Origin of the sequence: Aporhodopirellula aestuarii, assembly GCF_023701485.1 — a bacterium.
Taxonomy (GTDB): Bacteria; Planctomycetota; Planctomycetia; order Pirellulales; family Pirellulaceae; genus Rhodopirellula; species Rhodopirellula aestuarii.
This window is the reverse complement of the sequence record NZ_JAMQBK010000159.1, coordinates 1-13,509: the sequence shown is the minus strand read 5'-3', so window position 1 is coordinate 13,509 and position 13,509 is coordinate 1. Positions and strand designations below refer to the sequence as shown.

Annotated in this window: 11 protein-coding genes; 7 read left to right on the top strand and 4 right to left on the bottom strand. The window is 54.8% G+C overall.

Going from position 1 to position 13,509, the window contains the following annotated elements; translation table 11 throughout:
- Window positions 1–705: 705 nt before the first annotated feature.
- Together NB063_RS32075 and NB063_RS32070 are read left to right on the top strand one after the other, a co-directional pair.
- Window positions 706–1,914, top strand: coding sequence for a DUF1559 domain-containing protein (locus NB063_RS32075; protein ID WP_250933926.1), 1,209 nt, complete (start codon window positions 706–708; stop codon window positions 1,912–1,914).
- Window positions 1,915–2,274: 360 nt separating this feature from the next.
- Window positions 2,275–2,463 (top strand): hypothetical protein, encoded by a 189-nt coding sequence (locus NB063_RS32070; RefSeq protein ID WP_250933925.1) that lies wholly within the window; start codon window positions 2,275–2,277, stop codon window positions 2,461–2,463.
- A 151-nt stretch (window positions 2,464–2,614) separates the two neighbouring features.
- Here the strand turns inward: NB063_RS32070 and NB063_RS32065 are convergent, their stop codons facing one another.
- The 3 genes from NB063_RS32065 to NB063_RS32055 form a co-directional block, all read right to left on the bottom strand.
- On the bottom strand, window positions 2,615–4,543 hold the full coding sequence (locus NB063_RS32065; protein WP_250933924.1) for a glycoside hydrolase family 97 protein: 1,929 nt from the start codon (window positions 4,541–4,543) through the stop codon (window positions 2,615–2,617).
- A gap of 162 nt (window positions 4,544–4,705) precedes the next feature.
- Window positions 4,706–7,369, bottom strand: coding sequence for a LamG domain-containing protein (locus NB063_RS32060; RefSeq protein WP_250933923.1), 2,664 nt, complete (start codon window positions 7,367–7,369; stop codon window positions 4,706–4,708).
- The gene (locus NB063_RS32055; protein ID WP_250933920.1) at window positions 7,369–7,920 is read right to left on the bottom strand and encodes a sigma-70 family RNA polymerase sigma factor; all 552 of its coding nucleotides are present in this window, start codon (window positions 7,918–7,920) and stop codon (window positions 7,369–7,371) included. The genes NB063_RS32060 and NB063_RS32055 overlap by 1 nt, the downstream gene beginning before the upstream one ends.
- 423 nt (window positions 7,921–8,343) lie before the next feature.
- On the opposite strand from NB063_RS32055, the gene NB063_RS32050 reads away from it, so the two are divergent.
- Window positions 8,344–9,567, top strand: a complete 1,224-nt coding sequence (locus tag NB063_RS32050) for a DUF1559 domain-containing protein (protein ID WP_250933918.1) — start codon at window positions 8,344–8,346, stop codon at window positions 9,565–9,567.
- Window positions 9,568–9,722: 155 nt separating this feature from the next.
- On the top strand, window positions 9,723–9,887 hold the full coding sequence (locus NB063_RS32045) for a hypothetical protein (RefSeq protein ID WP_250933915.1): 165 nt from the start codon (window positions 9,723–9,725) through the stop codon (window positions 9,885–9,887).
- A gap of 403 nt (window positions 9,888–10,290) precedes the next feature.
- On the opposite strand, the gene NB063_RS32040 is transcribed toward NB063_RS32045, so the two are convergent.
- Complete coding sequence (locus NB063_RS32040) at window positions 10,291–11,157, bottom strand: metallophosphoesterase family protein (protein WP_250933913.1); 867 nt, start codon at window positions 11,155–11,157, stop codon at window positions 10,291–10,293.
- An 18-nt stretch (window positions 11,158–11,175) separates the two neighbouring features.
- Between NB063_RS32040 and NB063_RS32035 the strand changes: the two genes are divergently transcribed.
- The 3 genes from NB063_RS32035 (at window position 11,176) to hemQ (ending at window position 13,493) form a co-directional block, all read left to right on the top strand.
- The gene (locus tag NB063_RS32035; RefSeq protein ID WP_250933910.1) at window positions 11,176–11,376 is read left to right on the top strand and encodes a hypothetical protein; all 201 of its coding nucleotides are present in this window, start codon (window positions 11,176–11,178) and stop codon (window positions 11,374–11,376) included.
- Window positions 11,377–11,629: 253 nt separating this feature from the next.
- Window positions 11,630–12,475, top strand: coding sequence for a hypothetical protein (locus tag NB063_RS32030; protein WP_250933908.1), 846 nt, complete (start codon window positions 11,630–11,632; stop codon window positions 12,473–12,475).
- Between the two features lie 190 nt (window positions 12,476–12,665).
- Window positions 12,666–13,493, top strand: coding sequence for a hydrogen peroxide-dependent heme synthase (hemQ, locus tag NB063_RS32025; protein WP_250933927.1), 828 nt, complete (start codon window positions 12,666–12,668; stop codon window positions 13,491–13,493).
- Window positions 13,494–13,509: the final 16 nt, after the last annotated feature.

Below are 13,509 nucleotides of genomic sequence, written 5' to 3'. Positions count from 1 at the left end.
GCAGTTTCGCCAGATGATTCCTGCCTACCTGCTAAGCGTCACCCAGTTTTAGACACATGCTCAAGGGGCTATCGAATCTGGTCGCTGCGGGGGAGATCGCCATGAACCTTCACTTGCCCATGGGCGGATAACTGACCAAGCAGGCCGATGTTCTTTCTTACGCGAACGAGGAAGGGACACCCGTGATTGCTCAGGCAATTCCAGAATTTGAATCCGACGGAGTGGATGGCCATCACCAAGTGTGAGTTCTTGGGAAGTCGATCAAGCATCTCTCGCTGAATCACACGCTCGGAGCTGGTCGATCCACCGACTCCGAAAGTACTGAGATACAGCCCCCCCTGCCCGAGGCGACGTCAGGTGGTGCTGAAATCTTGGGGGACGCGACACCAGAACCAAAGCCCGCTGTTTCCGGCAACGAAATTCAAACGCCAGGCAGTCCCAGTTTGACGCTCACGAACCGGCAGCAGAATCCAAATGGTGCCGCGGCAATCCTATGGCTTCCGTGACCACCAGTCTTTGGAATGAACGCGCTGTCGCCTCTAGCAGATAGATGCCTTCCAACAGACGAAGTGCTTTTTAGTCAAATAAGTCAAATTGTTTCCGTCTTAGTGTAAATATCGGGCTCCTTGGATTCGCTTAATAAAGGTAGAGCGGTTGTTGCGCTCTCATCTCAAATTCAATCCCAACCATCATAGGAGTTCATTTATGTCTCAGTTCCAACGCTCACCATACAGGCCGCGCGGGTTCACCCTTGTCGAGTTGCTCGTCGTGATCGCCATCATTGGCGTGCTCGTCGGGTTGCTGCTCCCGGCTGTGCAGGCTGCTCGCGAAGCCGCACGCCGGATGAGTTGCAGCAACAACTTCAAGCAGATTGGACTGGGAATTCACAATTACCACTCCGCATACAACAAGTTGCCCAAGCACGGTACGGGCCCCATCGCCGTGCGAGCGATTGGCACCAACTGGCCACAGGAACGTGACTTCCAGCATGAGCGGTTAAGCGCTCAGGTGGCGCTGTTGCCTTTCGTTGAACAGCAAGCGTTGTGGGAGCAGGTTAGTAATCCGCTTATCGTCACCAGCGGTACGGTTACTGAGACATATCCTGCTTGGGGGGCGATCCCCTGGAATGTCATTGCCCAAACAAACAATTACACGACCGACTGGACTCCGTGTTTTACCGATGTCAACACCTTTCGATGCCCCAGTGACCCCGGGTATGGGTTGCCGCTTGGTGGGCGAAGCAACTATGGCGTTTGCTATGGGGACGCGATCGATTACATGAGTTTCGGTCCTTATACGGACTGGGCCCGCAACGTTCGAGCGGACGCTCAGTACAACGCGGCCGCTCGAGGCTGTTTTGGTCTCTACACTCAAACCGCTTTCCGTGACATTCTGGACGGCTTGTCGAACACCATCTGCATGGGCGAAAACAACACGGACTTGGGTGATGAGCACATCACGACCTCGCCACGTCGCGGTGCGAGTGTCGGAAACAATCCGACCAACTGCGCTGGTCAAATCGAGGTTAGCCGTCCGACGTTTTGGAGGACGACTCCCCATGCCAACAACTTCATCGAAACAAGACGCGGAGCCTGTTGGGCGGGGGTTACAATGGGCTGGACAATGTGCAACACAATTCTCCCACCTAACCGAGAGGTTTGCAGCACTGGGCATAACACCGCTGGCGGTGGCACTTGGACCGTCAGTAGCCGCCACCAAGGTGGTGCTCATGTCTTGATGGCCGATGGTGCGGTCAGATTCATCACCGATTCCATCGAAGCTGGTGATAGCAAAGTGGGGCCCGTGGCATTCGGCCAGACGGGGGTTCGTGCTCCTGGATCGGCCAGCCCATACGGACTCTGGGGATCGCTCGGAACCCGCGCTTCCAAAGAAGTGATCGACAAAGATTTCTAATCGTCTGTCCGCGTATCTTGTTCGCCGCACCGCTTGGGACGTCGATTTAATAACTGCGGGATTTCAAAAAGTACCGGAATGGCGCGAGCCGTCCGGTCCCGCGTTACCGGACGGCTCGCGGGCTGTTGTTTTAGTGAGCCGACGGCGCTAGCCGCGGGCCTAACGGCTAGAACGTGCCCATCGGAGGCCCGCAGCTAGCGCTGTCGGCTCACNNCGCCGTTCCGCTAAGAAGAGCACTAAAACAATCGACGTCCCTTGCGGTGCGGCTTTTCCTTACACCTTCGTTTTGCGGTTAGCGAATCTTGACGCTGGTCGCATTGCTGTCGTGTCATCCCTGAAATCTTGTTGGAGAGAGAACTTATGTTGCTCCGTGGTCTGATCTGCTTGTGCCTTTTTATCCCTGTCGCTGCGGGATGTTCGGATAATTCTGAGACTCGTGTGATCGATACGTCCCAACGTACGAGACTGACTCCCGAAGAAAAGAAGGCGAGGATGGGTGCTATGGACGCAGAAGCGACCGACGTCACCACGCCAGGTGAGGAAGAGTAGACGCATATCAGCCAAGCGTCAGTTTGAATGGCCGCGCGATTCTTATAGCGGAGCGGCGCGAGCCGCGCCGCGCCGCTAAAGTAGATGTCATTGGGCGCTAGGCCCGATGCTTTTTGCGATCAGCCTCTCTCGAAAGGCAGAGATGCTCGGCTTATAAATTGCGAGGAGTCAGCACGATGGCTTGGCCTCCGTTGGAGGCCATGTCAGCGGTCAAAACGGATTCCGAGGTTACCTCTGTTCGCGTAACGTTTACCTTGGTTGACGCGCTACCATCGGGAGCTTGATCCGAACAAATCAACGCTTCGTATGTTATCCCTGGATCCAAGAAGTCGAGCGGGATTTCTAATTGCCGACGTTCTCCGGCGTTCATGCTGCCGACCAGCCATCGATCATTCGCCCCTTCGGCATCGGCTCGCCGGGCGATCGTAATGTAGCTACCCATTTCGCCGTGAATGACTTTGGTGTCGTCCCATGTCGTCGACAGCTGTTTAAAAACCTCTAGTTCGGGCTCGCCACGATATTTGTCGGGACGATCGTACCAAAACAGGTGCTGCAAGGGACTGAAGTAGACGATCGATGCCGCCAATTGATGAGCGCGTGTCGTTTGAATGCGACCGTTGTAGTAACACACCGTGTAGTCACCGGGGCCACAAAGAAAGCGGATGAAAGGCAGCGTGACGTTGTGCTTTGCCGATGGCATTTGCTCGTTACCCCCAATACCTTCTTGGGTCAACAAGTTGGGATACGTGCGGCTCCACCCGGTCGGCAAATAGTGATCATGAATGTTGACGATGATTTGGTGGTCGGCACACTTCTTCACGGCCTCATGAACCCACTTCGTCCACTTTTGATCCCCAACGCGTACGAATCCAAACTTGATACCGGCGATTCCCCATTCCTTGAACAAGGGCAGGAGCGTGTCGAGTTGTGTTTCCAGTTGGCGACGGTTCACGTACAGGATCACTCCCACGTTTCGCTCGCGCCCGTAGTCGACGACCTTTTGGAGATCCAACGGGCCATCGTCGCGTTTCGGATCAACCGTCACGGTCGTTGCATCGGACTCATCTGAGAATTCAGATCCGTACCAACCGGCGTCTAGCAAAATGTATTGCATGTTGAGTTTGGCGGCGACGTCGATCGTGGCTTTGGAACCTCGCGTCGAAAGCGTCGACCGAAACACTTTTCCGGGACGGATCCAAGACGGATCCTCAATCGCACAAGGGTCGTTCAAGTTCAAAACGAGATCATTGTTCTCAATCAACGAACTCGCCGAATCCGCCATCATCAAATATCGCCAAGGTGTCGTGAACGGAGCGTTGGCAACGACATCACTACCCAAAACCGGACGGATTGTGAGTTCGTGGTCGGGGTCTCGGGCGAGTTCCATTCGAGCGAAGTCGACCAGTCGTGCTTCGCCGATAGCCAGTTGAGGCCCATCTTGGACTTCCACCACCATCGGTCGCCCGCGAGTCCCTTCTAACTCGACAAGGCTGACATGATCGTACTCGCCCTCCACTTTCTGCGAACTCCAGCACATGTGGTCGGCAAGGAAACGAAACCGTGTGCTCTCGTCGACAATCTCGAACGAGTCCAGGCCCTCTTGTTTGGGAACGGTGTAGCAAAACGCGATCCCCGAATCAAAAGCACGAAATTCGATGTCGAGTTGACGCAGCGCCGATTTTTCATACTCCGTCTCTGACGGTGATAATTCCAAGTGAACGATTAAGGAATTGTATTCGTTCTTGATCTCACTGCGCTCACCTGCGACTGGTTTCCAGGTGCTTCGGTGTGATGAGCTAGCGGAGTCTACGAGTTTTAGGCCGCGGTCAAGCTGGACGCCGTTCTTGAAAGTCAATCCTAAGGCGGACGGGGCGGTAACCCGCTTGCCTCGATAGAGGACGGAATAACGCGGTTCCCCTTGATCGGTCAACGAGAACTCTGCGCTCACCACACCGTTGGGCGAAACCGCTTTGAGAGGTGATTCCGCGGCGTCGGACGCGGATACCAAGCCGTTCGGGATCAGCAGCCCACACGCAAGAAATAGAAAAGTGCTCGTGATTCGCCTTCGTTGTCGCAGCATGAAAATGATCGATTCTAGAGAGTTGAAATTGATCGCTTTGTCGGATGACACGGCGATAGAGGTTGAGATTTGCGCTGACGATTCACGCATCGACATTCGATTGAGCAAGCGAATGCGTGACTTCGTGCGGGGGCCGGCACTGTGCTGGGGTTGGTGAAATTGTCAATCCTTGTGAGGTGGTCGCGCGGTGACGCGAAGCGTATCCATGGCCCCGGACTGGTTGGTGTCCACGAATTCGAACGACCAAACCTCCGTATCGACGGTGGGTGCGAACTGAAGACCTTCATCGGATAATGTTCCCTTCCAAGTCATCACGTCCCACGATCCCGACTGTGACTCACCAAGGAATCCGACATCCAATAGCGAGCCAGGGCAAAACGTGACATTGGCACCCTCGGAGCCATCTCCATCGGCTTCATCGACTTGGATCGGAGTGACTCCGCCATCGTCGATTCTGGCATCCAGCGTGCAACCGGAACCTTGATACCATTCACCGTCTCCGGCTCCAAACGAACCAATCGAAATCGCATCCGCCTTGGAACCGAGTACCCGGAACGCCCCTTTGCCTCCGCGTCGACCCAGGACAACGCCCTGGCGCGTCACGATTGATCCATCGGATATGACGAACACACCTTCACCACCATTGTCGCCGATACTGAGACTGTATTTTTTGAGTAGGGGTGCTCGGGAAAGCAAGAGTCGCCCCTCTTGTAGCACGTATTGACCTTTGGTTCCTGGATCCAATCCAACCTGCAACGTATTGATCCGCACATCGCCACCGCGCTGCTCCAGCCTGCCTTCGCCGCCCGATGATCCGACACGCGACATAAAGCTTGAGTTGCGATCGACATTCAGAACGCCTCCTTCAATGATCAAATCACCGAGTTGGCCGGAGAAGCTCCCGACGTGAATGGCACCGTAATTTGCTTTCACATACGCTTTGTATTTGGCTTGCTCGGCTCCCGAATGGTTGATGTAAAGATCATCGCCAGGATTAGGTGAAATTCCGTCCGACCAGTTATCGGCATCCTCCCAATCGCCATCTCTTCCATTGCTGGTCCAATACGAACGCCCAAGATTGTGAAACGCTTGGATTTCGTGCGGGGCGAGTTCGCGGCCAAAGAGGACAAACTCATCGATTCGACCGCACAAATTGCTTGGCCGCATGTCAGCTTCCATGACCGTCGGGCTACCGTTACCGATTTGCAAATCCCTCAAATCCAGCTCGCCTGTTGGTGAATTCCCGCTCGTCTCGACCCATTGCGTGTCCACAATTTTTCCATCGACGAATTGCTGTAGTTCTCCCTTGTCGGAATTCCAAACGAACGCGAGTTGCATCCACGTTCCCATCTGCTCATCACGCAGGATTGGTTTCGTAGAAAACTCCTGAGGCAACGAAGCAGTCGATTCGCTATTTCGTCGCCAAACTAGCCTAGCGACACTTGAGTTCTCTGCGGTGGTTTCGATTGACCAGTGCAACCCGCGGGCGAGCATGCTGCGAGACATTAATATCGGAGTGGAACCTTCTTTCAGCGCATCAACACGAATCTTGACGATACAGGTCAATTGGTTGTGACGTCCAGCAACGGACAACAGGATTCGGTCGGATAAGCTTTTGAAATCCAAAGCATGTTTTCCCTTCCAACGCCCGTCGGTCCAGTCACAACCGATAATCGTCCCGTCGGAACCATCGGCGGCCGTTTTGGCTCGGTTTGGAAGAATGAGATCGCTTGTCTGCGGTTCTGTTTCTCGAGAGAAATCGTAGTAAACCAAGCAACTTGGGTCTTGTGCGACTTCCGTCCGACGATGCTTCCACAAACGGCGATTGATCTCATCGAAACTGCTCGTGATCGATTGGGTTCGCGATTTCGAATTGGTAAGGCGATCGGAAATTTCAATGTCTCGATAGTTGCCTGGACTTTCCACTTCGACTGATTCGCCCTTGCCGAGTCGTCTCTTAGCGACATTGACCAAACTACTCGTGGCGGCATCATCCGACGGAGAGACCAAATCCACCTCTCCCTCAATCACGTGAATCCGAGCGTCGTCATTGATGTCGACCTGCATTGAAAAGGCGGTGCCCAGATCGACCACATCAACGGATTCCGTTCGAACCAAAAAACCTTGTGCAGGTGGAGGGGCATTTACGGTGAGTTGACCCTGTCGACAGCGAATTTCCATGTCGTCGACCAAGTCCAAGTCGGCGGGCCCTTCGACAACGACAACCGCGCCTCGGTTGGTCTGAAATTCGATCAAACCGCTTTTCAAAGTCAGGCGACCTGCAGCTAGTGATTCACCAACTCGACGGGCCGTTCCGTGATCGCCCCATTGGGCATCGATCGAATTGCGCAAGAAGGCAACCCAGGGGCCCCGAGGGCTGCCGCTCGGATCGTTCTCGCGTTCGTCATCCGATGCTTCAGAAACAATGTCCGGGTTCGCCACTGCAACTGAGTCATTGGACGCCGTCTGTGTCCCGTTTCTGGGCGGTGTTTCGATATCAGTGAACGCCGTATGGATGCCGACAAACAACAGCAGGCATGCGGCAATGGCAGCAATAGCGATCAGCCAACGACGACTGCGACTCTGAGACGTCCGACTCGCGGGTTCGACCGTTTGGTCAGAAATCTCAGTATTGGGAATCGGCGTGCTTCCCAATTGTTCTTGCATTTGGTGGCGCAACATTCCATGCAGCCGAGCCCGTTTCCAGAATGCCAACCGCACCTCTTCTGACGATTGGATCATCTGATCGAGTTCCAAGTTGGTTGATTCGGTCAACCCTTGGTCGAAATAGAGATCGAGCAATTTTTCGAGACGTTTGGAGTCCATCAGATTGTCACTCCTTTGGATCGCAAGTCTTCGTTAATGCACTTCGCTAACAACGAACGCGCCCGCGAGAGGGCGACGTACACCGAATCGACCGTCCACCTCAGCACCGTAGCGATTTCCGATGCAGGATGCTCGCGGGCGTAGCGCAATTCGATTGCTTGCCGCGCCTTTGGCGACAGTTTTGTCAAACAACCCTTGAGTGCCTCAACGCGTTCCTCTTGCGGGTCATCCAACAGGCCTGACCCGGTGGCGAGTAGAGATTCGATCGAGGCAATCGAAAGTTGTTCAGTGGTTTTGCCGGAGCGCCTGCGATCCTCGAGCACCTTGTACCGAGCAATCTGGTACACCCAAGACAAAAAATCGGTTCCGAATTTAAATTGTTCGGACTTGGCGGAAACGGTCAGAAAGGTCTCTTGCAACACATCATCAGCCCTCGCGAAATCGGGTTGCATGCTGAGGATCATTCCGCGAATTCGAGAAGAGTGCTTCAGGAAAAGTGCAGCGACTTCCTCGTTGTGTGTTCGCGTTCGCGTGATTGTCGGGTCCGTCATGTGAGGGCCAGGTGGGATCCGCCGAGGAAGTTGGAGAAACACTTGCATCTTGTAATGCAGGCACGCAGGGAAACCTTAGCAGGTGGAGCGCACTCTTTTTCGGTCGCGCGGATGCGATACACCACTGGCGATTTGCCAAAAAAATCGGCCTCGATAGGCAGGGCCCCGCCGCGGTTAGGCGTCTAAGAAAGTGAAAAATTTCGTCGCTAATTTCTGCTAAGAACGCGATCGTCCACCGCATTTCCCTTCGTGCCAATTGATCCGCTCGAAACTTTTCTTCGCGTTGCGCCGCAGTCGTTCGAAGAAGTTCTTGAATTGACCTGTTCGGCTGATCACCGATCGGGCGAGTGTCCTGGCGTGAATTGGGATGTGGATATCCCACACCAAACGTTCTTTAGACCACCGTTTTTTAGAGAAATTGCTATGAATCAAAATTTGAAGAACCGGGGGTTCACCCTGGTCGAATTGCTTGTCGTGATCGCAATCATTGGGGTGCTGGTCGGGCTGCTGCTTCCCGCCGTTCAGGCCGCTCGAGAGGCCGCCCGACGAATGAGTTGTAGCAACAACTTCAAGCAAATCGGCTTGGCGATGCACAACTATCATGCCGCATACGATCGTCTGCCGATGGTCAACGGTGGTAGCCAGTGCGTGACTGCGCCGGTGAATACTCGAAACAGTCCCGCATACTATCGCGGAGCGACTGCTAATAATCGGCTATTGCTGAATTGGCTCGTCCCGCTAACGCCGTTTTTTGAGCAGCAAGCGATTTGGGAACAGGTGTCCAACCCCTACCAGACGGCCAACGGAATTGTCCCCAGCATGGGCCCCTCGCCCATCATGGATCTTGCAGCCCATGCCTCCGACGAGTATCCACCGTGGTTAACGGACCTTCCATCGCTTCGTTGCCCGAGTGACCCGGGTATTGGTCTCCCTTCGCAGGGCCGCACGAACTACGCCTGGTGCGATGGCGACAGTGCTCACCATGGTGATCTTGGTGCCATCGATGATTACGGGAACGATGTCAGCACCGGCGAAAGACAAAACGCTCGCGCTTCGCAGCGAGGAATGTTCATCCCGCGTCAGCAAACTCGGTTTCGAGATGTACTGGATGGGCTCTCCAACACGATCGCAGCAGGCGAGATCGTTACCGATCTAGGTGATGGCGATAAACGTACGTCCTTCAATACCAAAATTGGTAACAATCGCGACGGACGGTACTTCTCGCCTGCCGACCGGGCGAATCTATGTGAAAGGCTGTACGTCGACACGGATCGTCCCTTGTTCTGGCAAACCGGTACCTACGACACCAATGCCGAACGGAAACGTGGCTATCGTTGGGCGGTTGGTTGCATCGCCTATAGCGGTATGAACACCATCCTGCCTCCCAACCGAGGGCAGTGCATGGCGAGTGACAACTTTGGTACTGGGATCTGCCCTCCTGGTAGCCGTCACCAGGGCGGATGCCACATCTTGATGGGTGATGGAGCGATTAAGTTTGTCACCGATTCCATTGAAGCGGGCAACTCCGGTAGCAAGTTGGTTACCAATCGTGGAGACGGGCTTCCTCCCGGATCGCAAAGCCCGTTTGGACTTTGGGGAAGTCTCGGAACTCGAGCTTCCAAAGAAGTCATCAACCAAGATTTCTAAATTTCCCGATCGCCAAATTGCGTTTGTAACCTGAACAGTTTTGCTCCGCCGCGAACGGTTCAGGTCTTGGGAGCGATTCGCCTTTTTTGTACTCACAGCCGCTTGGTCGTTACGCCAAGCGGCTATCCCTTTCTGCTAATAGGAGCACTCATCCAATGGTATATCGCCATTTTTCCGTACCTCTCGTTCTTGTCTTACTGTGCGTTGCCTCGTTTGCAGGATGCGAAAAGAAGCCGCAAACCATCAAAGGCGACGAAGTCAATGATTACCTCGCTGAACATCCGGAACTCATCGAAGCGTCCAACAATCGGGACTATTGATACCATCCGCCTTTGGGACGTCGATTGTTTTAGTGCTCTTTTTAGCGGAACGGCGCGAGCCGTCCGGTCCCGCGTTACCGGAAGGCTCACGCCGTTCCGTTACTTTTGAAATCCCGCAGTAATTAAATCGACGTCCTTTAGGCTGATGGACATTCGATAAGGAACGGGCATCAAGCGGCAAGAGAAGTAGTCCAGGCGATGCCTCGACTGTCTTGGTCTGTTTGACCTATTGCCTTCGACGGATTTGGCTGGGCGTCTTCAAGACGATCTCAGCGACGGCGTGCAACGCGGTGTTTTCTAAGAGTGCACTGCGTGTGACTGCCGGCAGTCGCTGTTCCATGCAGATCCGAGACCATGGGGACAGAGCATTTGCAAAGTTCTTTTCCGGATACCCACTTCTCAGCTAGACGTCCCATTGATAACTGGCTTGACGCGCAAAGCCTGCGATTTTGATGGTGCCATCCGGTTGAATGTCCATGACGCAGTAGCCGTTGCTTTGCAGCCCAGAACCCTCCACCATGGCGGCCAAAGTGCAGTAGTGAATCCCGCCAATCTCTTTTAAGTCATTCTGGTGACTGTGGCCTTGGAAGACAGCCAAGACGTTTCCTGATTCTTCGAAAGCCTTTCTCACCTCGGCGTTATTCTTGACGCCATGGTGGTTGCTGACATCGAGTCGTTGATGGGCAAACACGACCGTAGGCTTGCTGCTGGACTTCAGATCGCCACGCAGCCATTCCAGTTCTTCTGCGGAAACATTCGCATCGGTCCAATGAAAGTTTCGTCGGCCGTATGATTTCCCATCGCTTCGGAAGCACGAATCCAAGACGATGAAGTGGATGCCCTCGCGATCGAACGAATAGTACGAGTGTTCCTTTTCGACTCCGGCCAGGAATTCTTGCTTGGTCAGCGTGTCGACGCAGTGGTTACCCAGAACATAGTGTCTCTCGTCGCAAATCGCTGCGAAGTTTGTGTTGATGGTTTTGAGATATCGCTGCTCAACTTCGACGGAATCAGCTGCATCAATCAGATCTCCCAGTTCGACGAGAAAGTCGGGTTGGTCGCTGGCAAATTGCTGGCTGGCGGCTTCTAGTTTGTCGAGTGTCTCGCGGTAGTGGCGTGACCCAGCAGGAGGCTTGTCCGCATAGTGCAAATCAGTCACCAACCCGATACGCACCGCATTGGCCGAATTGTCTGCGAACGCCTGGCGTTCCATCAGCAGCGATGGCGCGATCGCAGTCGCCGTCAGCACCAAAGAGCCGTCGCGGAGCAAGGTTCTTCGTCCAATGTCGTGCCGCTGGTTCACAATGTCGGTTCCGAGGAGAAAGAAGCAAATAGGGATGGCGAGGCGACGGTCATGTTGCGATTCATCTTATTCAATCTACCCATTGAGATGCAGCAGGATAAGGAAGCGAAGCCTGTTAAGCCGATCCCATTTGGCATCGTCAACGATGATCAAACCATCATTTGTGATCAGGCATTGGTTGGTTGAAGCTGGTGTTTCGTTGATGTCAATCGCGTGTAGGAAGCGGTCCTGCCACGGATCACCCCCAGCAATCTGAGATGGCGGTAGGGGGCAACGCGATGAGTGGTAGAGGTAACGGTAGCCCAATGTAGTTGTGAAACTGCCAGGCTTCACGCCGGAATGGAGCTTGTCTTGAACCTGCCGGGTTTGCTACGCCAGGGAGAATCGATGGTTCTGCCATCAGTCGCCATCGAGTGAATTCCTCTCTGGGTTGAAAGCCATGATTCTCTGCCACGTGAAAGTAACTCGCCCCGGATTCTTGATCGGTGGATTCCTGATCGGTTCGATGGGGATGCTGGCGAATACGGCCTCAGCGCAGCAGAAATGGGACGCTTACCTGCCCCAACCGGTGCGTGTCGCGGATGTGGGCGAGTTGAACGGTTTGGGAAACGAAGAGCGGCCAGCTGCTCCTAAAAAAGACGTGAAAAGCTATTCGAGAACAACTTCCCGCCGCAACGCACCTCTGCCAACTTCCCCCACGCGAGCGAATTCGATGGATGATCCGTCAATCGGACGGGCTTCGCATCTTGAGCCTTCCGCGTCCGAGATTCAACCGATCGATCACGACGGGCGATGGGTGGAAATGCCGCAATCGGATTGGTCGAATGTGTCGAGAAACCCGATCTCAGCACCGTACGTAGCCGCGCCTCCGCACCTTGTGATTGAGTCACCACGAGCGGCGCCCGCCGCATCCCATCCGATCCACGCCGGCCAAGCGACTTCGATGGGATATCAGGAGCCGCTGCACGCGGGGTATGCAGGAGTTGGCCCCAGCGGTGTTGGGGCAAGTCATGCAACACCAAGCGTCGCGGCTAACGTGCACCCTCATCTGCCGGTGTTTCCGGGCGTCGAGAACGATCCGCAGAGCGTCGGACCGGGGCATCTCGGGATGGGCACTCACTGGTTAAAAACACGTCCGCAGCAACGACAGACGATTCCCGGCGCGACGGTCGCTCCGACTTGGAAAACGCCGTACTCGTATGGCTATTTCGGCTCTGAAGGCAAGCGGCAATGGACGCGGCAACACGGTTATCGTGACCGCTATCTTCAATGGACGTTGCGTTAATTCGTCGGTGGGGAGAAACTAGGCGGTCTGAACCAAATGCCGTTAACGTCCGCCCCTCCATCACTCACGCGAAGCCAGTCCGTTGTCCGATCGACCCACTGCCCCCTCTCCATCTGAATCTCGCCCTTCTGGTCCTCCCGCAGGCGGCCCACCCGCTGCAGGTGGACGTCCAGGTGGACCGCCGCCCGGTGTGCGTCCGCATGCATCGTTACCGGAACCGTCTGTTATTCCGGAGCACGGTTGGCACGTCGGTCACTACTTCTATCGCTTCCGCCGCGATTGCCTCGATGCTCCGCTGAGTGCGGAATTGTGCGAGCAGTTTTGTGCGGCCTTATCGCCGGGTGATGAGGACATGCCCAAACGATTGGGGGCGTATTGGATCAGCGGTCATGAAGCGGATTTCGGCGTCATCGTGATGGATCCGCATCCCGCGAAAGTTGAAAACATCAACCAAGCGTTGTTGGCTCCCGGAATCGGTCGTTTTATCGAACCGGCGTGGTCGTTCATCTCGGTGAGCGAAGTCAGCGAATATGTGCCTTCGGTCGAATCGTATCGAGAGAGATTGATTCGCGAGGGCGCCACCCCGGATACCCCGGAACTGGATGCCAAAGTCGCCGCCTACGAGCGACGTTTACCGATGATGAATCGCAACCGACTGGAGCCGGAAATTCCGGATTGGCCGTCGGCGTGTTTCTATCCGATGAATAAGAGCCGTGTGCCCGGTGCGAACTGGTTTACCGAACCGTTCAGTCACCGTAATCAGATGATGGCCGAACACGCTCAGAGCGGGATGGCATTCGCGGGCAAGGTGAGCCAGTTCATCTCGGTCGGTGTCGGGCTCGACAACTGGGAATGGATGGTCACGTTGTGGGGACGCAACCCGCAATACCTCAAAGAGATCGTCTATAAAATGCGGTTTGACGTAGCGAGTGCCAAGTACGGCGAATTCGGTCCGTTTTATGTCGGATACCGGGCCACCGCGGACGAAATCCTTCAGCATTGTCGCGTGAAGGGTTAACAGCCTGTTGATTTAT

Excerpts from the sequence above, each read along its gene's own strand:
- NB063_RS32055 (WP_250933920.1), bottom strand. The coding sequence starts at position 7,920 with ATGACGGACCCGACAATCACGCGAACGCGAACACACAACGAGGAAGTC.
- NB063_RS32060 (WP_250933923.1), bottom strand. The coding sequence starts at position 7,369 with ATGGACTCCAAACGTCTCGAAAAATTGCTCGATCTCTATTTCGACCAA.
- NB063_RS32045 (WP_250933915.1), top strand. The coding sequence starts at position 9,723 with ATGGTATATCGCCATTTTTCCGTACCTCTCGTTCTTGTCTTACTGTGC.
- NB063_RS32070 (WP_250933925.1), top strand. The coding sequence starts at position 2,275 with ATGTTGCTCCGTGGTCTGATCTGCTTGTGCCTTTTTATCCCTGTCGCT.
- NB063_RS32075 (WP_250933926.1), top strand. The coding sequence starts at position 706 with ATGTCTCAGTTCCAACGCTCACCATACAGGCCGCGCGGGTTCACCCTT.
- NB063_RS32065 (WP_250933924.1), bottom strand. The coding sequence starts at position 4,543 with ATGCTGCGACAACGAAGGCGAATCACGAGCACTTTTCTATTTCTTGCG.
- NB063_RS32030 (WP_250933908.1), top strand. The coding sequence starts at position 11,630 with ATGATTCTCTGCCACGTGAAAGTAACTCGCCCCGGATTCTTGATCGGT.
- NB063_RS32050 (WP_250933918.1), top strand. The coding sequence starts at position 8,344 with ATGAATCAAAATTTGAAGAACCGGGGGTTCACCCTGGTCGAATTGCTT.